Origin of the sequence: Paraglaciecola sp. MB-3u-78 (assembly GCF_002835935.1) — a bacterium.
In the GTDB taxonomy this organism is placed as follows: domain Bacteria; phylum Pseudomonadota; class Gammaproteobacteria; order Enterobacterales; family Alteromonadaceae; genus Paraglaciecola.
In genome coordinates, this window is record NZ_PJCF01000087.1 from 31,667 (window position 1) to 51,110 (window position 19,444).

Annotated in this window: 20 protein-coding genes; 8 read left to right on the top strand and 12 right to left on the bottom strand. The window is 41.2% G+C overall.

The window, feature by feature from the left end; genetic code table 11:
- Nucleotides 1-51 precede the first annotated feature (51 nt).
- Together CXF95_RS28305 and CXF95_RS28310 are read left to right on the top strand one after the other, a co-directional pair.
- Nucleotides 52-294: a type II toxin-antitoxin system Phd/YefM family antitoxin gene (locus CXF95_RS28305; protein ID WP_101201742.1), complete on the top strand. Its 243-nt coding sequence runs from the start codon at nt 52-54 to the stop codon at nt 292-294.
- The gene (locus CXF95_RS28310) at nt 291-554 is read left to right on the top strand and encodes a Txe/YoeB family addiction module toxin (RefSeq protein ID WP_101201743.1); all 264 of its coding nucleotides are present in this window, start codon (nt 291-293) and stop codon (nt 552-554) included. The genes CXF95_RS28305 and CXF95_RS28310 overlap by 4 nt, the downstream gene beginning before the upstream one ends.
- Nucleotides 555-1,146: 592 nt before the next feature.
- On the opposite strand, the gene CXF95_RS28315 is transcribed toward CXF95_RS28310, so the two are convergent.
- The 6 genes from CXF95_RS28315 to CXF95_RS28345 all read right to left on the bottom strand — a co-directional run bounded on the left by CXF95_RS28315 (nt 1,147) and on the right by CXF95_RS28345 (nt 8,513).
- The gene (locus tag CXF95_RS28315) at nt 1,147-4,266 is read right to left on the bottom strand and encodes a DUF6701 domain-containing protein (RefSeq protein ID WP_157828288.1); all 3,120 of its coding nucleotides are present in this window, start codon (nt 4,264-4,266) and stop codon (nt 1,147-1,149) included.
- 729 nt (nt 4,267-4,995) lie between these two features.
- Nucleotides 4,996-5,559, bottom strand: a complete 564-nt coding sequence (locus CXF95_RS28320) for a DUF4172 domain-containing protein (protein ID WP_157828289.1) — start codon at nt 5,557-5,559, stop codon at nt 4,996-4,998.
- Nucleotides 5,560-6,395: 836 nt separating this feature from the next.
- The gene (locus CXF95_RS28330) at nt 6,396-6,686 is read right to left on the bottom strand and encodes a type II toxin-antitoxin system RelE/ParE family toxin (protein ID WP_101201747.1); all 291 of its coding nucleotides are present in this window, start codon (nt 6,684-6,686) and stop codon (nt 6,396-6,398) included.
- Nucleotides 6,679-6,918, bottom strand: a complete 240-nt coding sequence (locus CXF95_RS28335) for a type II toxin-antitoxin system ParD family antitoxin (RefSeq protein ID WP_101201748.1) — start codon at nt 6,916-6,918, stop codon at nt 6,679-6,681. Before CXF95_RS28335 ends, CXF95_RS28330 begins: the two co-directional genes overlap by 8 nt.
- 107 nt (nt 6,919-7,025) lie before the next feature.
- Complete coding sequence (locus tag CXF95_RS28340; RefSeq protein WP_101201749.1) at nt 7,026-7,223, bottom strand: hypothetical protein; 198 nt, start codon at nt 7,221-7,223, stop codon at nt 7,026-7,028.
- A gap of 513 nt (nt 7,224-7,736) precedes the next feature.
- Entirely contained in the window at nt 7,737-8,513 is a 777-nt protein-coding gene (locus tag CXF95_RS28345; RefSeq protein WP_101201750.1) for a hypothetical protein, read from the bottom strand.
- Between the two features lie 616 nt (nt 8,514-9,129).
- Here CXF95_RS28345 and CXF95_RS28350 point away from each other — a divergent pair.
- Together CXF95_RS28350 and CXF95_RS28360 are read left to right on the top strand one after the other, a co-directional pair.
- Entirely contained in the window at nt 9,130-9,828 is a 699-nt protein-coding gene (locus CXF95_RS28350; protein WP_101201751.1) for a hypothetical protein, read from the top strand.
- A gap of 377 nt (nt 9,829-10,205) precedes the next feature.
- A complete protein-coding gene (locus CXF95_RS28360) occupies nt 10,206-10,967 on the top strand; it encodes a DnaJ domain-containing protein (RefSeq protein ID WP_101201752.1) in 762 nt (253 codons plus the stop codon).
- Nucleotides 10,968-11,523: 556 nt separating this feature from the next.
- Here the strand turns inward: CXF95_RS28360 and CXF95_RS28365 are convergent.
- Both CXF95_RS28365 and CXF95_RS28370 read right to left on the bottom strand, forming a co-directional pair.
- Nucleotides 11,524-11,832: a CcdB family protein gene (locus CXF95_RS28365; protein WP_101201753.1), complete on the bottom strand. Its 309-nt coding sequence runs from the start codon at nt 11,830-11,832 to the stop codon at nt 11,524-11,526.
- A 6-nt stretch (nt 11,833-11,838) separates the two neighbouring features.
- Nucleotides 11,839-12,063 carry a type II toxin-antitoxin system CcdA family antitoxin gene (locus CXF95_RS28370; protein ID WP_101201754.1) on the bottom strand — a complete coding sequence of 75 codons (225 nt, stop codon included), beginning with the start codon at nt 12,061-12,063 and terminating at the stop codon, nt 11,839-11,841.
- A gap of 463 nt (nt 12,064-12,526) precedes the next feature.
- Between CXF95_RS28370 and CXF95_RS28375 the strand changes: the two genes are divergently transcribed.
- A complete protein-coding gene (locus CXF95_RS28375; protein ID WP_101201755.1) occupies nt 12,527-13,597 on the top strand; it encodes a DUF3083 family protein in 1,071 nt (356 codons plus the stop codon).
- 72 nt (nt 13,598-13,669) lie between these two features.
- Here CXF95_RS28375 and CXF95_RS31625 read toward each other — a convergent pair whose 3' ends face one another.
- A complete protein-coding gene (locus CXF95_RS31625; RefSeq protein WP_369809359.1) occupies nt 13,670-13,768 on the bottom strand; it encodes a hypothetical protein in 99 nt (32 codons plus the stop codon).
- A 174-nt stretch (nt 13,769-13,942) separates the two neighbouring features.
- On the opposite strand from CXF95_RS31625, the gene CXF95_RS31240 reads away from it, so the two are divergent.
- Complete coding sequence (locus CXF95_RS31240) at nt 13,943-14,077, top strand: hypothetical protein (RefSeq protein WP_255418968.1); 135 nt, start codon at nt 13,943-13,945, stop codon at nt 14,075-14,077.
- Between the two features lie 86 nt (nt 14,078-14,163).
- On the opposite strand, the gene CXF95_RS28385 is transcribed toward CXF95_RS31240, so the two are convergent.
- Together CXF95_RS28385 and fabB are read right to left on the bottom strand one after the other, a co-directional pair.
- Entirely contained in the window at nt 14,164-14,397 is a 234-nt protein-coding gene (locus tag CXF95_RS28385; protein WP_101201756.1) for a hypothetical protein, read from the bottom strand.
- Between the two features lie 618 nt (nt 14,398-15,015).
- Entirely contained in the window at nt 15,016-16,230 is a 1,215-nt protein-coding gene (gene fabB / locus CXF95_RS28395; protein ID WP_101201758.1) for a beta-ketoacyl-ACP synthase I, read from the bottom strand.
- A 206-nt stretch (nt 16,231-16,436) separates the two neighbouring features.
- On the opposite strand from fabB, the gene mnmC reads away from it, so the two are divergent.
- Both mnmC and CXF95_RS28405 read left to right on the top strand, forming a co-directional pair.
- On the top strand, nt 16,437-18,428 hold the full coding sequence (gene mnmC, locus CXF95_RS28400; protein ID WP_101201759.1) for a bifunctional tRNA (5-methylaminomethyl-2-thiouridine)(34)-methyltransferase MnmD/FAD-dependent 5-carboxymethylaminomethyl-2-thiouridine(34) oxidoreductase MnmC: 1,992 nt from the start codon (nt 16,437-16,439) through the stop codon (nt 18,426-18,428).
- A gap of 95 nt (nt 18,429-18,523) precedes the next feature.
- Nucleotides 18,524-19,177 carry a hypothetical protein gene (locus CXF95_RS28405; RefSeq protein ID WP_101201760.1) on the top strand — a complete coding sequence of 218 codons (654 nt, stop codon included), beginning with the start codon at nt 18,524-18,526 and terminating at the stop codon, nt 19,175-19,177.
- 32 nt (nt 19,178-19,209) lie between these two features.
- Here CXF95_RS28405 and CXF95_RS28410 read toward each other — a convergent pair whose 3' ends face one another.
- Nucleotides 19,210-19,398, bottom strand: coding sequence for a hypothetical protein (locus CXF95_RS28410; protein ID WP_101201761.1), 189 nt, complete (start codon nt 19,396-19,398; stop codon nt 19,210-19,212).
- Nucleotides 19,399-19,444: the final 46 nt, after the last annotated feature.

A 19,444-nucleotide genomic window follows, 5' to 3' on the forward strand; every position in this document is an offset into this window, starting at 1 on the left:
GATTGACATTACGTACGTTTAGTCGTACGCTAGTCTGTAAGGAGAAATTCAATGACAACACTTAATGCTACAGAAGCACGTTCTAAACTTTATGCCCTTATTGATGAGACATCAGCAAGTCACCAACCCATAGTCATTACGGGGAAAAGAGGCAATGCTGTGCTTTTGTCTGAAGGAGATTGGAACGCTATTAATGAAACTTTGCATCTTGTATCCATACCCGGCATGCGCGAGTCAATTCAAGAAGGTATGCAAGAAGAATTAACGGATTGCGAAAAGGAGCTTGATTGGTGAGCTGGACGCTTTATTACACCAAGCAAGCGCAAAAAGACGCCAAAAAGTTAGCTTCGTCTGGTTTGAAAGCTAAAGCCCAAGAATTGTTGAATATTATTAAAAATGATCCTTATCAAAATCCCCCACCATTCGAAAAACTTGTTGGTGACTTAACGGGCGCGTACTCACGTAGGATCAACATTCAACACAGACTTGTCTACCAAGTATTAGAGCAACAACAATCAATAAAAGTGCTTAGGTTATGGACTCATTATGCATAGACCAATTACCTCCATAATAAATTTTGCGCCAATGCTCATTCAAACGAATAAAAGAGGTCGAACGAATATAAAGGGGTCGTAGTCAATTTAGTTGAATAAAACGGCGCTTACACTTAGATAATTCCTTTACTCGGATAAACGCAAGGTGTACTAACTCTAAATCACTTGCCATAAATATTTATATCCATCGAACGTAAACAATTTTTTTTAGTGTTTTTATTAAGCACTCGAACCTACTATTTTTACCAAGAAAACGCAAAGTGGTTATTTTTTTGACTATTTTTAATTCCAGTGAGCGCAGCTCATACTTTGACGGCACAGCCGTTACTCTCAAATCTCAAAAAACATCAGCGAACGCCGCGCAGGACGATGGCGCGAAGCGTGCTTTTGATTTTCAGTTTTAAAAAAAGAATAAACTCCGGTGTGCACAGCTCATGTTTTGGCGGCAAAGCACGCTGCAACTAGATCCCCATAAACAACGCATCATAAGCATTAACAACATAAATCAAAGACCTTACCCCGCAGTCCCTGATTGAGTTGGTTGTTTTAAATGGATGATTTGAGTCTTTAGTGTGTGTGATGCATATCTGAGCTAATGATATATTTCGCGTATATGAACGATTTTATCATTACCACGGAACAAGCCAAATGTGGCAGTAGACCTAGGGTTATCGTCCAATATTTTGGCATCAATGCCATTCCAGTTCCAGTCATACTTTAGCCACGGATACGTGTCATATTGAACATGTATTGTTCCCTGATTACCTGCTCCCGGTGCAGTTAATATTATCATTCTAGTTTTACCTTCCTCAAGTTTTCCTGTGACTGCATTAACCCCGGATAAATTTTTATTTAATGTACCTGAAGTGAGTGTGATATTACCAGCATCATATTGTGTACAACTGTCTTGTTTATTCATCACATAACGGCCACTAGCATTTACATATTGTGCTGACAAATGCTGCCGAAAATCATCTGTTTCGGGGCCAAAGCTATTGTTGAGTGATGCACGACCAAAGCGAATGTTAATACCTGTTGTACTGGTTATATCTTCAGGATAGGTTATGTTAATACCATCACTGTCCACAAAGTGTGCTTGATCGATTAAAAAATCAATATCATTGTCTTGTGCGAACACTTCTGAATTTTCATTGCGCGGATAAAAAAAGTTATCATCATCAGCTAGCTCATAATGCAATATTCCTGCTCCGAGGGGCAAATCAAAGCTTGGTTCGCTTGTGACAAGTCCATTATGGCTCACAGTTCCAGGGAGTAAATGGGCGGTTAAAGGCAGAAGTTGAGAGTCGTTGCCTAAAATAGAAGAGTCTGTTGTAGGCGCAATAATAAAATTAGCACTAGCAATCAGTTTATTATAGCCCGTTTCTGTATAATTTTGCACTGTGACCCCCTGGACATTTTTCGCTGTTAGCTCAACAACAGGTATGACAAAGTAAGTAATAGCGCCTTTTTCAGCATCATTCACCAAAACTTGGCCTGTGTAAGCAAAAGTGCTGTTTTGAAAACAAACCGCATCTAGGCTGCCATGTTCAACCACCGTTTGCTCAAAATGATCAGGAGTAAAACGCCCCATATTAATAGCGTCAGCTGAAATGGTATTACCTAAAAAACCATAGTTTTCATCTTGAAGGTCGAGATTTAATAATCCCACCTCAGAATAAGATGCACTTTGAGAAGCAGACACTCCTGAGTTAAACGTAGTTAATGAAACGCTTTGATAACTTGGCATAAGGCGACTTGTCAAAGTGCCACTGCCATAGTTAAAACCACCATCAACGCCACCTACAGTTGGACCTGTTCGCGCTAATAACAGCTTAATATCATTAGGAACATAATTTGCTGTAACGTTGCCAGCCTCAGTGCCAAGAGAATTGTATGCTGTAACGGTAAAATCAAAAGCTTGCCCTGCTTTATGTTTGATAGTTGAGCTGTCCGAATTGCCGCTGATATTACTGCCATCAGATGATGCCGTAACAATTAATTTGGCAGGACTCACCCAAAAATCGGTACTATTACCCTCTAAGCTAACCCCAGCAACATTATATTTAGCATGCAAACGAATGTGACCTGCGTCTAAATACACTGGCGTTGGAATAATGGCTTTGCTATCCCCATCAAAAACAAGTGTGATATTAGGTGTAAAAGTGGGATATTTAGCAATGCTTGTACCTGAAGTGCCATTTACTTTTAAACTTAATTCAGCTGCGCCGCTAGGGGTTATATTTTGTTGCGACAATTCAACATCCACTTGACCAGCAAACAGGCCTGTACACACCCCATTTACATTTTCGACGGCTTGCAGTTTTATTATGTCCGCAAAGTTATTGCCACTTATTTGATGACCAATAGACGTGGTTTCAGTTGCGCCATATAAAAACCTGAAACCTGCATCAGCGAAAACCACATCACAACTGACTGAGTTACCATTTTTACATTCATATGTTTGGTCTACACTTAAGTTTGCCAATTCTGAATTAGTATAAGAAAAGTCAACAATAGTACTACCACCAGAAATAGTGACCGTTTGATCAAGAATGCTATTTATGGATAACTGCACGTCAATAGCATCAGTATATAAAGTGGAGCACGTCGCATCAGCACAAGCCTTCAAAGTTAGGCTCTCAGCAGAACAAGTTAAGCCTTTGCCATCATGTTCGATTTGAATGTATTCCAACGAAGGTGGTACTGCACAGCCGGGGGGGGCTGGTACAACTAACGTACTGTCGTTAGTTGTACTGTCCGTTAGTGTAACAACTCCTGCACCTGAAGAGGATACAGTGCCAGCAACTCGTGAGCTTGTTAACGTTATGGCGCCAGAGCTAGTGGCTACATTGCCGCCTATATTGACACTTGTTAGCGTCACAACACCAGCACCCGAAGGGCTAACGTTGCCTCCAACCCTACTTCCAGGACCAATAGTGATGGCGCCTGGAACGGTGTTGACATTGTTGCCGATTAGTACATTTGTTGCTATTGAGATAACACCTGCACCAGTGGTAAATACGCTTCCACACGCTGAGCTTCCATCTCCAATGGTAATGCCGCCTGCGTCGGTGCCTATGTCACCACCAACTTGTATGTTAGTTAGTAATGTTACAACTCCAGCTTGTGTGGAAAGCCCTCCCCCGACCGTGCTTAAACTAGCGATATTGATTGCACCGGCATCAGTCTGAATAAAACCACCTACCACGCTCTCGGCACCGAGGGTGACAACGCCTGTGGTAGTGCTTGCCGAGATATTGCCGCCAATGGAACTTCTAGCCCCCATGTTAATGGCGGCAGTGCCTGTTACATTTGCATTTAAAATGGTGTCAGCACCCAGTGTAAGTGTGCCTTTAGTGATGAGATTCAAGTCAGAGGTAGCACCTGCGGTATTAATTAAATTACCGGCGGCTGTTGTGAATGCACCGGTAAAAGTAACAGTAACTGGCGTAAACAGCGGTATCACTCCGACCATAACTGTGTCTCCTACTTCGAGAGAGACAACACCACAGGTATAGGAAGTACTGCTGAGTAAATCTAGACTACAGCCAACAGGCAGTGTTCCATCTGGGGTAAAACTATAATCGGTCGCCGCATATGCTGGCAGCCCAGCAAACGCAGGCAATAGAGTAACTAAAGCTAATAGCCACCTAAAGGTGATATTAGCGTTGGACAAAATGCCATCGAAGTGCTCTATTTTACGTTGTTTCACTTTTTTGATACCCGCCAGAAAACTAAAATGATCCTTGAAATGCACGGGTCTGGCTATTGGTAAAAATACCTAAACTTAAGGTTTATAGGGGTTAGAGGTTGAAACTATATTGAAAGAATAAAGGGAGAATAAAAGGGGGGGATAGATTCAAATTAACCGAAATAACCGAACATATATGGACGATCCCAAAATGTCAGTAATTAACATCAGCCATAGTAAGTAATCAAAACAATTGGCTTTTCCGATACCCGCTTTGGTGGCTCCACCACTGTTTTTCCACCTTTAAAGTTTCAGCAAAAAATGGCTTATTCTTGGGGCAAATGGCATGGGTGAAACTGGTTTCTTTAGAAGCACTGCTTCGCCCAGTTGAACAGCTCGACACGGATGTCGAGATTGGGTGCGGATCATCATGGATGTGCGAGTGACTAAATTAAAGCGTTTACACCGGGAAGGAAAATAACATTCGTAACGACAACGCGGTTGGCGCCCAAGAAAAAGTCATTTTTTGCGGTTAAAAACTTTAGCAGCGACGGCTTTCTTTGCTTACTTTCTTTAGCTGTAGCAAGAAAGTAAGTCATATAGCATGCGGCCGCGCGGGATGATGCCGCGAAGCCTACTTTTCTACCAGTAGGAAATAATGTCGACTACGCCCTTCGCCAACTGGCACTAATATTTTTTTCTTTAAAAGATCAGCTATATCTCTTGCTGCGGTGGCGTCGGTTGTTTTGGTTAGTGCCTTATATTAATAAGTGTTTGTTGGTGTCTTTGCCAAAAGTGAGTGGTTTGCATCACCCGTTCAAATTCTTTTTTAGCATCGAGAGCGGCTATTTCTACCATAGATAAAAACCAGACTATCCAAGCGGTTAAATCAAGACCGTCACTATTTTCGGTCGTGCTTTTCAAGCTTTCCATCTGACAACCTTGATGGTTCTGTAACTGTTGATAATATTCATTACGGTGAGTTTCAAGGGCTGACGATAAAAGCTCAACCATCGCATCACTTTGTTTGTTAAATTTACTTCCTTTTCCTATGCCTAGTTTATTGACGATACTAGAACGCACTGAATCGCGATCATATAACTCACCTTCAATTTTGGCTGAGGCTAATGTTTCATCGAGTAATATAGCGGCTTCCCAATCTAGCCTTTGTTCATCACTCAGTACTGCACTTAGTTGCTTTAACGGGGAGACGGCCTGAATACAAGACTCTAACCTCGTCATAACGGTTGCCTGATCATAAGTAAAATTAGGCCAATTTTTGTTCTGCCAAATGTACAAAGGCGAGGAGAGCATAATTTTCCTGAGTCGGTTACGCATTAATCATATCAAATTATGAGTCGATTAAATGTATTAATCAACTCAATTAGATATTTATCTCTGAACGATAAAGTGTGGGAAAAAGCGGGAAAAAGGGGTCGTAGTCAATTTAGTTGAATAAAACGGCTCTGACACTTAGACAATTCCTTTACCCGATTAAACGCAAGGTGTACTCACGCCAAATCACTTGCCATACCTATTCATATCCATCGAACGTAAATTATTGTTTTTAATAATTTTTTACTACCGTCGAGCCCACTATTTTTACCTAATAAAGCAAAGTAAATATTTTACTCCCGTTTTTAATCCCTGTGAGCGCAGCTCATGCTTTGGTGGCCCCGCCACTGCATTTCCCGCCTTTAAAGTTTCAGCACAAAAAGGCTTATTTTAGGGGCAAATGACAAGGATGTCATTTGAGCGAAAGTTGGAGGGACACATTTGTAGCGACAACGCGGTTGGCGCCCATAAAATAAGCTTTTTTGTGCGGTTAAGAACTTTAGCAGCGACGGCTTTCTTTATGAAATACGTCCTTGTATTTCACCCTACGGGCCATCTTTCAGATGTTCAAAATGGTTCCCGACCATTTTGTCTGGTTACTATTTTTTGCTGTTGACCATATTTACGGGATAAATATGGAACAGCTTCAGCTGGCCTTTAGGTAAAGTACAGCGGACGCCGCGCGGGACGATGGCGCGAAGCGTGCCTTTGATCTTCAGTTTTAAAAAAAGAATAAACTCCGATGTGCACAGCAAATGCTTTTGTACCTCATGAAAATCGACAAAGTCAGCCCTATTAGATACCTAAGCAATTTGTTATAAATGCCTATCTGGCTCCATGCTTTGATGCAAGATATCGATGATATCAATATGCGTATCTCTGATACGGTAATAGATTGTGTGCCTGCGTTCGTAGTAGCTGTAATAGCCCGTCTTAATTTCGCTTCTGGGCTTACCATCTAAGGGGGACTTAGCTAATTGCTGCATTCTTTTGCGCAACCCATTTAAATACAAACTTGTTTGCTGTTTACCGTAGTTTTCGAAGGTATAGCGCTGGATTTGTGTAAGGCTTTTTTGTGCTTGTGGTGAAAGAACGAATTTAGCCATCAATTAATTCTTTCATAAATGCATCACCATCAATACCTTGCCCTTGGTCGAGCTGGGCTTCCCCTGCGGCCAAAACAGCTTTTAATCTATCCAGCTTTGTTTCTTGCTCTTCAAGTAGGCGCAACCCAGCGCGTATAGCTTCGCTTGTGGAGCCGTAGCGGCCTTCTTGAACTTTGCTTTCTATGAAGCCATCAAAATGCTTGCCGAGCGTGACGCTAGTATTTCTAGGCATGGCAATATCCTTTATAAAATAGTGTATTACTTATTAATACACTATTTTAGGGATAGTTTCCAATGAACCTGCGGCTTCTTTTTATGAAATACGTCCTGTATTTCACGCTACGCGCCATCTTTCAGATGTTCAAATTCATTCCAGATGAATTTGTGCTTACTTTTTGCGGCTGTAGGTAAAAAGTAAGTTGAACCCAAGGGACTGGGTTTAAGAAACGCAATGGATTGCGGTGTGCACAGCACATGCTTTATCGGCAAAGCCATCACCTTTCGAATATTTCGAATGCTTGAAAAAACTACTAACATTGCGAATACATCAAATCACTGGACTCAAAACAAAATTAAACTTCCCTAGGCGGCTCAGCCGCTGATTTTCCCTACCCTCGCATGTATGTTCGCTAGTTATCAGGTGAATTTAGTACTTACTCCTTTCCTGCCAGATGTGAACGCAACTTAGAAAAGTGAAACATTTGAGGTAGTCAAATACACATCCTTGATGATTTTCACCCAAACCCAACATCCATGTTGTGTTGTTAAGTCGGATGGAGCAGTGCTCCAGAGAGCCCCGACTTAACCCTTGATGATCCGCACCCAATCTCGACGTCCATATCGAGATGTTCAACTGGGCGAAGCCGTGCTTCTAATGAATCCAGTTTCACCCTTCGGGCCATCCCGAGGATATTCACCAAGATTTGTTAGAACAAATCACAACAGCTTCAGCTGGCCTGCACGGCAAGTGAGCTACAAGGATGTAGCGAGTCAATTCGTTCCAGACGAATTTGTGGGCAACATAGATAATTGGTACCAGCATGAAATTAATTAGCTGTCGTCTTTATCGTAGCCAAATAATCTTTTTAATTGTTTACGGACTAAAAACAATATTAAGCCAAAGAATAGCGCTAACAAGGCTGCCCAGAATTCAGTTGTTTTAGCCCAAAATATATCCACAAAACTTTGGCGTCGCTGTTCATCTAATAAGGTTTGGTTTACTGCCACATTAACCTTGAGAGTATTTGCTGTTTTGGGAATGGCAGGGCCTGAACAATCTTGGGTATTAAATAAATTCACTGTGGCGCTGACCACAAAATTCCCTGCCTTTAGCGCGGTCAGATAAAATTTTGCATCAACTCCTGACGGGTGAAGTAATAAACATTTTGATGTGACGGGCGATACCTCAAAATCAGGTGCGTTGGCTTCTACTAGAGCATATTCACCTACGGCGATAATGTTAGAATCGGCTATATTCATGGTTTCGTCTGCGGCAGGTTGAAAGTATTCATCGCCAATCCAAACGTTGAGTAAACCTTTGCTACCGGGCAGTTGCAGGTGTTTAGAGCCTGAGACCACTACACGATAATATTCAAGGGTCGGCATGGATGCTCCAGCATCTGGTGGTAAAGAGGCAATCCATTCTTCAAGTGCTTTTGGGTCATTAGGTTCTGGTTGTGTACTTTTTTCAATAGGTTCTGGGGTGGGTGGTTGACCATTTGCGATGGGATTATCTGATTTTTTTTGCCCACATGAAGTGAGAATTAACAACAATAATAGGCCACCAATAATGCCTAGGCTACCTCGATATAATTGAGCTAGGTGCATGTCAACTCCCTATGATTTTTATAACCAGTGTTTTGATATTAATTCAACCATTGGGCTTAAACAAGCGTTAGCATCATGTGACTCGTGTCATCATTCTTTCTAACCTGCAGGTCAGGTTCGTTGAAAAAGATAAAAGGGGTCAAGATCCAAATTAACAAGATTTATCTTCTTTTCGCCATCCGACTGGCATGCCCCTACCCCCTAACTTAACCTAGGTATTCACAGAGACCGCACTCTTTCTTGCCATTCTTTATTGCAACTCTTTCTTGCCACTTAGATTTCTTGCAGTCATTGATCGCTTGGCATTTTTATATTGAACAACAAGCTTAAAAAATCAACAATAATCTACGCCAGCTATAAGGCCGTTTTTGCCTGCAACCAATACTATTCAACGGCGGCTATGAGCGATCAACGTTTGTTCAAGCAATCTCTGAATTTTTAGATTTGTTGATATACTAATGGCAACAGATCCGACAGAGCAGGCATACTGTAGTTATCATATGTGGTATTAATGTTGTGGTATTAATGTTGTCATCTTATAAATTATCTATTATGTCTTTAGCCAATTATTGAATTGTTTTTTTTACTTTAGGTTTAATAAAAACAGGGGAATTACATGACCTCAAAGCTTCCTGCTAAAAAGTCGAGCGCCCAAGATATCCAAGCATTTATTGGTAAAGTCAAAAATACTCCGCTGGTCACTGGTGTAGCCAAGGGCAGATTAATATTTGCAATGGATGCCACGGCAAGTCGTGAGCATTGCTGGGATATGGCGAGTCAAAATCATGCGGCTATGTTTGTCGAAGCATATAAGGTGAGCACACTGAATGTGCAGCTTTGTTATTACCGGGGAATGGGAGACTTTACAGCGCTTCCTTGGACACGCTGCGCGGATGACATTAAACAAGCCTTACTTTCGGTGCGATGCCTAGCTGGACAAACCCAGATTGCCAAAGTACTAGCACATGCATTGCGTGAGGCTCGCACAAGCAAAGTAAACGCGCTGGTATTTGTGGGTGATTGTGTCGAAGAAAACCCGGATTCACTTGGCGCCTTAGCAGGGCAGTTGGGAATACTCAATCTACCTTTATTTGTTTTTCAGGAAGGAAAAAATCCAAAGGTTGGCAGTATCTTTTCACAGCTAGCGACATTGAGTGGCGGCGCACATTGCCAGTTTGATCAAGGCAGTGCCAAACAATTAGGTCAGCTGTTAGCAGCGGTTGCGGTGTATGCAGCGGGCGGTAAACCTGCCCTAGAAAGTCATTTATTGAGTAAGGATACGAGCGTGCGCCGATTATTGCAGCAGCTAAAATAATCATGATGATACCCATGCCACCTCAAAATGCGTGTTTCAGAACGACTGGGGCGCTTCAACTCAAGGCGCGTCAATGACTGAATGTCGATCACCTTCTGAATTGGCGCAACGAAGAAGTGGAGTGCCCCAGCCGTTCCCTTCGGGCGGGTTTTAAAGCGATTTATCCGTTGTTGGCCATTTTTGACTTAGATAGCTAAGCCTGCAAATAGCCGCCTAGTCTAAATCGCTTTAAACTCCCACTGAATCCGTCATTTTGAGGTGGTATGGGTATAGATAGCCGCCAATAATTCAACTGTTTCCACGGAAATAACCACACCGTAAATGAAAGCATGATTGGCTTTGCGGCTTAACGGGTAACTCAAATAAGTGAAAACTCTATGTTAGTATTTGTCGCTTTAATAGCGGTTGTCATCATCGGCTATATCACAGTGGGATATATTCAAACCCTGAAACAGGAACAAAGAAAAAAAGCCGGTGCGAAAGCCGGCGTACTGGCTTTTATCGCGGGGCTGATCTTGCTAACGGTCACTGGAAAGCTTTATATTTTGGCAGCACTGGGAACAGGTTTAGTTGTATTTGCTAAGCGCTTGTTTCCTTTTTTACGTTACTTTCCGCTTTTTAAAGGCCTTTTCCAGAAAGCTAAAGCTAAACAGAGTGCGGGTTCGTCTAAGCATTCTACCGTTGAAACCAGTTTACTCAAAATGACCCTCGATCACGAAAGTGGTGAAATAGATGGTGAATTATTGGACACGGTTAGCGAGGGTAAATATCTGTCTGAATTTGAGCTGCCAGATTTAATTTCTCTGTATATTCTTGCTGGTAAGCAATATCCGGATTCTATTGAGATTTTGGCTACCTATCTTGATCGCAAGTATGGTGCTGACTGGCGCGAAGCGGCTAATGCAGGAAAGGGCTCTCAAGAGAGCGGGCAAAACGCTCGCACAAGCGATAGCAGTGAGATGACTGTCATTGAAGCTTATGCTGTACTGGGCCTTGATAATAACGCAACACAGGAAGAGATTATTGCCGCCCACCGCAAACTGATGCTGAAGCTCCACCCCGATAAGGGTGGAAGCAATTATCTGGCAACAAAAATAAACCAGGCGAAAGATTTACTAGTGAGCAGTAAAGACAAGTAAGCGAAGATAAAAGGGGATCAGATCCAAATTAAGCAGATTAATTTTCTTTACGCCATCCGACTGGCCTGCCCTTCTTTCCTTCCTTTAACCTTTTTCCTGTAAGGGCTTCAACCTCTTCAACATATCGTTTACTTCCTAAAACCAAATCTTTATTCGCCGCTTGACTGATATGAAAATTAACAAGAAAACATTAAATGCACTTTCCATCAACTATTGTTCACCACGACTAATGTTAAGTTTAGTGGCAATTTGCAGCCAAATTTATCAGGGCAGCCAAAATAGTGAATCCTTTAGATTCAACAAAAATTCCTTTGGCGGCAAAGCCGCTGCTTTTGCCCTACCCTCGCATGTATATTCGCCGATTATTTTTTGAGATTTAGTGGCTTTGGTGGCTCCGCCACTACTTTTCCGCCTTTAAAGTTTCAGCACAAGAAGGCTTATTTTAGGGGAAAATGACATGCGGACGCCGCGCGGGATGATGGCGCGAAGCGTGCTTTTGTTTTTTATAAAGAGTTAAAGCAGCGAGTTCCGAAGAACGACGACGTAAAACGTCCTTCTAAATTCCCATCAACAACGCATCATAAGCATTAACAATACCATCTCGTGAATCTATAACATTACAAACAAGGTCACTTAATCTATTACTTTCAATGGTTGCCATAACATTCATGCAAAGGTGAAATTCAGTGTCGTTTATGGATATAGGCACACTGACTTTATCAAAAGCCACTGTTGCATCGCCAGTGACAAAGCACACAACTCTAGTCGATAAACCATACAACAATTCACTTTGTAGGCAGCATACATAGGGATATAAGACACGCCCTTTGGCAATGGGGTTGATATACACATCGAATTGATTCATATCTGACTAGATCGCCATATCTTCATCATCAAACGGCAAGCCATTATCGGCAACATGCTGGTTGTAACGCTCTATTTTACCTTTATTGACCTCTTGCCATTTCTTAGCAATATCAGCGCGTAACGTGCGTTCAAGGGTCTGGCTCATATTAATGCCGAGCTTTTTAGCATCATCAGATAATGATTTCGAAATATACAAATTCACTCTGGATTTATCTTGCGTGGTTTGCATTGAATATATCCTCACACTCATTTTTATACACACTAAACCATACGCACAAATTAAACCAATGAATAATTTTTCAGTACTAATCTGTGGGAATCTTTTCAAGTACTAAACAAAAAATGTCGCTAATTTTTAGTAAGCAGCATTTTCAATCTATTACCCTTCGTAACAGGCATTTACAGTTGTTCCAGTATTAATAGACTAGGAGCCAATATCGACGGCAATTTTTAAACCGTGTTTTATGATTGAGGCTAGAATCAAATTTTAACGTTAACACCAATCCAATATCTATTGAATTATCAACTGCCAAGACAATCTTGGGATCGCCGTCTTACGTACAAATTCCATGATGCACTTCAAACTAAATTCAACGTAGTCATTGTTTATGGACAAAAATTGTTTTGGCGCAAGATTAGAGTCATCAATATAATTATAGTGGGCACAATTAATCACTTTCAAATGGACAAAAATGCCTACACTGACTCAACACCGCGTATATATTCCTACGAATGCACGCGCTAGCCACTATCTTTTAGCAGAAATAATTCCCAACGATGATTTTTATAAAAGCTTTAGTGATATTAATTGTTGTTATGAGGATATTGCGAAGGAGTTATTTACTTGTTGCGATGAGTACGAGCTTCATAACGTACATGTCTTAGCAAACGACAAGTTACCTGTAGTGAGATTTAATCATGAGTCTTATCAACTAGAAACCGATAAACAAATGTTGTTTTTTTACAACCCAAGCTACCACGAAGCGCATAACATATATTACACACCAGACACAGCAAGTAAAAAAATCAGGCTATTATTTTTAGCCACTGGCGATGATTTACGTGCTAACTCAGCGCAGTTTCATAATAAAGTTCAAAAGGTGTTAAACAACTTACAAAAGCAACTATTTCTAAACCAACCTCCTTTTAAACTGCGCGATCACCAACATTTAACCTATGATTTATTTGCCAAGGAAAAAGGCAATAAAGAAAGCTATGGTTATAAATTCAGAAGCCTCTACCCTCGTTATGAATCAAGACAATGCCATATTCCTAGTAATCATGCTGAAATGACTTATGCAACCTTTGCTATTCCTGTATCACGTGCCATTAAAACCCAGTTTCAATCACTGATACACAATAACGATTACACTCAGTTTTATGATTTTTTTGCAGATGTTTTTAAAGGTGCATGCCAATCAAACAAGTTAACTCACGGTGCTCTGGTAGCTAATGGCACGACGCCGATTGTCCGAAACAGTAAAATTGACATTAATGACGGAAATGCTGAATTACAAAAACTAAGTTTTGATGTTGAGTCAAATAAACCTCAAATAAAATGTATTTATCAAGCAACTAAACTAGTAGAGACACTGCATTTTGTAATTGTAGCAACTGAACAAAATAAACATCCAGTTGGTTACGGTCGTTTTATGAATCAAGTCGAAAAAACCATTCGCGTGCTATGTGATGAGTTTCCTATAAATAAGCAACGTCAGGATTTGTCAGTACGATTTTTTCAGCATATAAGCTACCTGTTATAAAAAAGCGGCCCAACTGATTGGCGTTTTGTTCTTTGATATCAAGCTCAATCAGTTGGTTTTTAACATGTTTTTTTATGCTTTAATCACTTGCATAACATGGCTAGTTACTAACTTTGGCTCTCCCCTAATAACCATGTGATTGTGATTTTTGGGGATCTCTAACTCTTGAATATCAAAGTCCTAGTCAATCTAAAAATTGGATAAATGGGCTCAGATCCGTTTTATGTGAAAAAATAGCATCGACAAAATCAATATTTACATAATCACCCCATCATAATAAAATGCAAAAAACAGTTGCTTGAAGAACCATTATTTCTATATACCTTTAGAGTTTTGGAGTTAATTATGGATATTGATAAAGATAAAATAGACGATGCAGCACTGGCTTTAATGTATCTCACATTGCACGATAACTTCCGAGTATGGAAACAAATTGATTGGGAAGTCACTAATCGGTTATATCAAATACGCTTACCCTAGGTTTATTTGCGGGGCGATTCAATTTAATGGCTACATCTTGATTGTCTAATGGCAGGAATTCAGGTAAGACTTTTAATTGCGTTTATTTAACTCATCCTTATTGCAGGTAAAAGTGCTTCTATTCTTTCATTAAACTTTTTGACCAAGTCGATCAGGGTTGTAATATTCTCAATCGCGTTTATGGGCTCATCAATTGAATCACCTAATTCATCCCACAATGCTTGTAACCCGTCTAAATCACTTTTAATGGTTGTAGCACTATGTTTTTGTATCGCCGAGGCGAGGTTGTCAGCATCAATACCTGACTCGGTAGAATACAAATCATAAATGAAGTTAAGGCCAATCTCGATGAGCTAAATAACCCGTTAAATCATGGGTGTTAACTTGGGTTATGACACTAGGATGGTAAAAACGACCATTGGTTGGTTCCCGCCTATAACGTTTCACAAGCATAAAGGGGTCATATTTGTGCGAAGCAACGGTCATTTTTTTAATACAATCGTCTATATCATCGGTGACGACATTCGTTTTGGGATCAGCACCATTGATGTCATTTACCTCGTGGATGATCCGGCTAACATTGGCAATAGACCAATATTTTTCAATCTTCTCGTGGACTGTACTAAAATGATCAAGTTCTTAGCCATTATTATTCACTCTTTAAGTATTCAGTATTAGCAAATAAGATTGGAAAAACAGTGCGGTATGAACACCTCCATATGCTTTCTTGCGTCGATTGATGTACATCCAATATCATCAGTGTTCAGTCTGTACTTCTGTACGTTTTTAGCTAGCCTTATGATTTATTAGAATAAAAATAGAAAATAAATAAGATTTTCATTCTAATAAATCATAACTTAAAAAAAATGCCGCTCATTTTACTGAGTGGCATTTTTATCAAACATAAATTTCGTCGAAACGAAGATTAGGGTGTGTAGTTACCCCTGATACTTCTGCATCACCAAAGTGGCGTTGGTGCCACCAAAACCAAAGCTATTTGACATAACTGTGGTTAATTTACTTGCACGGGTTTCAGTGACTACGTCCATGCCTGCGGCTTTTTCGTCCAAGTTATCAATATTGATTGATGGTGCGATAAAATCATTTTCCATCATCAAAATACTGTAAATCGCTTCGTTTACACCGGCAGCCCCTAATGCATGACCCGTCATGGCTTTAGTGGCACTCAGTGGTGGCGTGGTATCACCAAACACTTCACGAATTGCCCACAACTCTTTCACGTCGCCCACTGGGGTCGAAGTGCCGTGAGTATTGATATAATCAATGGGTTTATCTAAACCTTGCATGGCTTGTTGCATACAACGTACTGCACCTTCACCAGAAGGAGCAACCATGTCGGCACCGTCTGATGTGGCACCATAACCCACAATTTCAGCGTAAATTTTGGCACCACGAGCTAACGCATGTTCAAGTTCTTCGACTACCACAATTCCGCCACCACCAGCACCAACAAATCCATCGCGATCGTTGTCGTAGGTACGAGAGGCTTTGGTTGGGTTGTCGTTATACTTAGTTGACATGGCACCCATAGCATCAAATTCTGCAGACAAGGTGTAATGTAATTCTTCACCACCACCAGCAAAAACAATATCTTGTTTGCCTAATTGAATTTGTTCTAACGCGTTACCAATACAGTGAGCACTGGTGGAACAAGCAGAACTAATCGAGTAGTTCACCCCTTTGATTTTAAAAGGAGTAGCCAAACAAGCTGATACGGTACTGCCCATACAACGGGTTACCATGTATGGCCCAATACGTTTTACGCCTTTTTCACGCAAAATATCGATAGCTTCAACTTGGTTTTTAGACGATGCCCCACCAGAACCAGCAATAATGCCCGTTCTTACGTTAGACACCATGTCATCAGGCAAACCTGAATCTTCAATCGCTTGTTGCATGGCAATATAGGCATAACCAGCAGCTTCGCCCATAAAACGTAATATTTTACGATCAATGTGCTCTTTAATATCTATATTAACTTTTCCCCAAACTTGGCTGCGCATACCCGCTTGTTCAAATTCTTCGGAAAAAGTAATACCCGAACGACCTTCTCTAAGAGAGGTTGTTACTTCATCTTTATTGTTACCTATGCTGGATACTATGCCCAGCCCAGTAATTACCGCTCTTCTCATGATTAACCCTTCAGGAAAAATTTGTCCATATTCTAATGAATTTACTCAGCCAACTGGTCTGCTTTGAGCGCACACGTGTTAGCTTAATTTGAAAATCAAAGCCATGCAAATGATTACTGTGATTGTTGTGACCTGACGCATACCTTAAACTGTACAATTATATAATATCCTGCTTTGTATGCATGACTATCTAGAGTTTAATTAATTTGACTATTGCCAACGCCAAGATTCGGTTTAATGAAAATGGCACCCCTTATGCCACACAGTTTGAAGACCTATACTTTTCTGATAATCAGGGTCTCGATGAAACTAACCACGTGTTTGTTAAACACAACAAACTACTACAACGTTGGGAAAATTGGCAAAATCAACAGTTTGTCATAGCTGAAACTGGGTTTGGCACTGGACTGAATGTATTGGTGACTATGTTGCACTTCGACATATTTAGACAACAAAGCGACAACCCAACGTTTAGATTACATTTTATTTCTATCGAAAAATTTCCTATTAGTCATGAGGATTTAGCCAAAGCTCTCTCCCTTTACCCCGAGTTAGCACCCTACTCTCACGCTCTGCTTGAGCAATACCCGATACCCGTGGCAGGTTGTCACCGCCTGACGTTTCTTGGCGGTAAGGTCATTTTGGACTTGTGGCTAGGTGATGTGCATGAGGTTTTACCTAAAATGGAAAACAAACCCCAAGGTCTAATCGATACCTGGTTTCTTGATGGCTTTGCGCCCAGTAAAAACCCTGAGATGTGGACCCAAGGGTTATTTGAGCACATGGCGTTACTTGCTAAAGATCAATGCCACTTTGCCACTTTCACTGCTGCAGGACATGTGAAACGTGGCCTTAGAGAAGCTGGGTTTGATGTACAGAAACAACCAGGTCATGGTCGCAAACGGGATATGTTGGCGGGATCAATTGATAAACCAGCAGATAACCTTAGTCGATTACCTTATTTTGCTCGAAAACCCGCAACGATGAACAAAACACCCAAGATTGCCATCATTGGAGGGGGCTTAGCAGCAGCAAACTGTGCCTACGCCCTGAGTAAAAGAGGTTTACAAGCCACACTTTATTGCCAAGATAATGCTTTAGCGGCAGGGGCTTCAGGTAATGCCCAAGGTGGATTTTACCCGCAACTCAATGCACAAGCTGGTCACGCCAGTCAAATCCATGCCTTGTCATTCAATTATGCTAGCAAGTTATATCAACAGTTACTCAATCAAGGTATTCACTATAGTCATCAGTGGTGCGGTACTTTTCAGGTAGCCTTTAATGACAAGGTGGCCGCTCGATATCGTAAATTAGTTGATAACCAAACATGGCCAGACGCTTTGATACATTGGATTGACGCACAACAAGCAACAAACATTGCTAAAGTGGATTTACCCTATCCGGGCTTATTTATTCCACAAGGAGGATGGATTAATCTGCCGGAGTTGGTGGCAGGGCTTGTCAAAGCCGCTGACTCAACTGTGGTTATTAATCAACAACTAACCTCCTTAGCCCGCACCAATGGCCCATGGCAACTTAATTGGCAAGATGGTAGCCAATGTGATGCGGATATTGTGATTATGGCAACGGGCAGCGATAGCGCCGCTTTTCAGCAGATGTCACCACTGCCATTTCGCTTGGTCAGAGGCCAAGTAGAAGCGATCAACAGTCAAAACGCGCTAGCTAATCTATCCACAGTATTGTGCCATAAAGGGTATTTAACCCCAGCTTGGCAAGGCTCTCACGCTATGGGATCAACCTATGTCAAAGATGATACAAACCGTGATTATCGACTATCCGAACAACAAACCAATCTCACTATGCATCAGCAAGCCCTGGAAAAATGTGACTGGATTAATGATATTCAGCCCACTACGAGTGGCCGAGCAGCAATAAGATGCAGTACACCAGATCATTTACCCATGGTAGGAGCGGTGCCCGATACCAAGATACAATCAGAACAATATCATGACTTGTATAAGGCGTTGCCTGCCAAACACTACCCGCCACCTATTAACCACACTGACTTATTTATGCTATGTGGTTTAGGCTCAAGAGGATTAAGCACTGCGCCTCTTTGCGCAGAAATATTAGTCAGTCAGATATTAAACGAGCCCTTGCCGCTGTCGAGCAATTTATTGGATGCTTTAAACCCCAATCGTTTTTTAATTAGGGGGCTGATCCGCCGGCAGGGATGATATTTGCAGCAGACATTTTCAGTTTTCAAACTTGGGGCTATACTTTTTAATCAGAGGTTAATGATAAACCCACTTTGCTAATGGACTGACATGTTATGAGCGAACCCCATAAGTCGTTTTTTCACACATTTACTGGCGTGATAACTGCCATCACTTCATTGATCATTGCCCTTACTGGTTTATATGCGGCAACGGGGGGATTTAATTTCAACACACTAGCCGCCCCTCCATCTAGCAACACCGAGAAATCGGTGGTCAGCACATCAGAGCAAGATCACCAAAAGCAGCTTGAAGCATTAAAACGACAAAAACAAATTGATGATTTACGTATTACCCAACAAAAACAAACCCTCTTAGCGGAACAAGAACTGGCGGCCCTGAGGGCGAAAAATGCCAAATTAAATCAAAATATAACCGTCATTCCGGATCAGTCTTCCCAATACCATGTTACTAACAACCTTTCTGGTCGCTGGCATTATGCTAATGCAGCAGGTACCTACGTTTTTGTGCTTGAACAAAATGGCAGTGAACTATTATTACAAGAATTTGACAGTTACGGTAACAACGTGGGCAACGGCAGTGGCGTAATCCAAGGGACACAGGTGTTCCTAAATTGGGTTGAACCATATTTGTTTATCATGAGCTTAGAAATAGAAGCACAGTTACAGATAAACTCACAAGGCAACGCGTTAATCGGCAATATGTTCGCCCAGGGCAATACCGTCCCAATCGCACTTTACCGACAATAAACCTTAATGTGCGTTTTTAACTATGAATATTTTTATGCTTTTTGAAAACTATCAACAAGAATGTGAAATTCACTAATAGACAACCCTTGAACTAGACTGACATTGTTTTGACGAACATGGCGCTTATACCCGTCGACGTGCATGAACACGACTAACTTATCCTGTGTATCTACTTTGAATGTCTTATTTCCATGGAGAAGTATTAGTCCGTTAATCTCCATGTAGGTCCGTTCCTTTTTCAATTGATGCTGGCGTGCATCCAATCAA

Excerpts from the sequence above, each read along its gene's own strand:
- CXF95_RS28305 (WP_101201742.1), top strand. The coding sequence starts at position 52 with ATGACAACACTTAATGCTACAGAAGCACGTTCTAAACTTTATGCCCTT.
- CXF95_RS28320 (WP_157828289.1), bottom strand. The coding sequence starts at position 5,559 with ATGCTCTCCTCGCCTTTGTACATTTGGCAGAACAAAAATTGGCCTAAT.
- CXF95_RS28330 (WP_101201747.1), bottom strand. The coding sequence starts at position 6,686 with ATGGCTAAATTCGTTCTTTCACCACAAGCACAAAAAAGCCTTACACAA.
- CXF95_RS28335 (WP_101201748.1), bottom strand. The coding sequence starts at position 6,918 with ATGCCTAGAAATACTAGCGTCACGCTCGGCAAGCATTTTGATGGCTTC.
- CXF95_RS28340 (WP_101201749.1), bottom strand. The coding sequence starts at position 7,223 with ATGTTAGTAGTTTTTTCAAGCATTCGAAATATTCGAAAGGTGATGGCT.
- CXF95_RS28345 (WP_101201750.1), bottom strand. The coding sequence starts at position 8,513 with ATGCACCTAGCTCAATTATATCGAGGTAGCCTAGGCATTATTGGTGGC.
- CXF95_RS28350 (WP_101201751.1), top strand. The coding sequence starts at position 9,130 with ATGACCTCAAAGCTTCCTGCTAAAAAGTCGAGCGCCCAAGATATCCAA.
- CXF95_RS28360 (WP_101201752.1), top strand. The coding sequence starts at position 10,206 with ATGTTAGTATTTGTCGCTTTAATAGCGGTTGTCATCATCGGCTATATC.
- CXF95_RS28365 (WP_101201753.1), bottom strand. The coding sequence starts at position 11,832 with ATGAATCAATTCGATGTGTATATCAACCCCATTGCCAAAGGGCGTGTC.
- CXF95_RS28370 (WP_101201754.1), bottom strand. The coding sequence starts at position 12,063 with ATGCAAACCACGCAAGATAAATCCAGAGTGAATTTGTATATTTCGAAA.
- CXF95_RS28375 (WP_101201755.1), top strand. The coding sequence starts at position 12,527 with ATGCCTACACTGACTCAACACCGCGTATATATTCCTACGAATGCACGC.
- CXF95_RS31240 (WP_255418968.1), top strand. The coding sequence starts at position 13,943 with ATGGATATTGATAAAGATAAAATAGACGATGCAGCACTGGCTTTAATG.
- fabB (WP_101201758.1), bottom strand. The coding sequence starts at position 16,230 with ATGAGAAGAGCGGTAATTACTGGGCTGGGCATAGTATCCAGCATAGGT.
- CXF95_RS28405 (WP_101201760.1), top strand. The coding sequence starts at position 18,524 with ATGAGCGAACCCCATAAGTCGTTTTTTCACACATTTACTGGCGTGATA.
- CXF95_RS28410 (WP_101201761.1), bottom strand. The coding sequence starts at position 19,398 with ATGGAGATTAACGGACTAATACTTCTCCATGGAAATAAGACATTCAAA.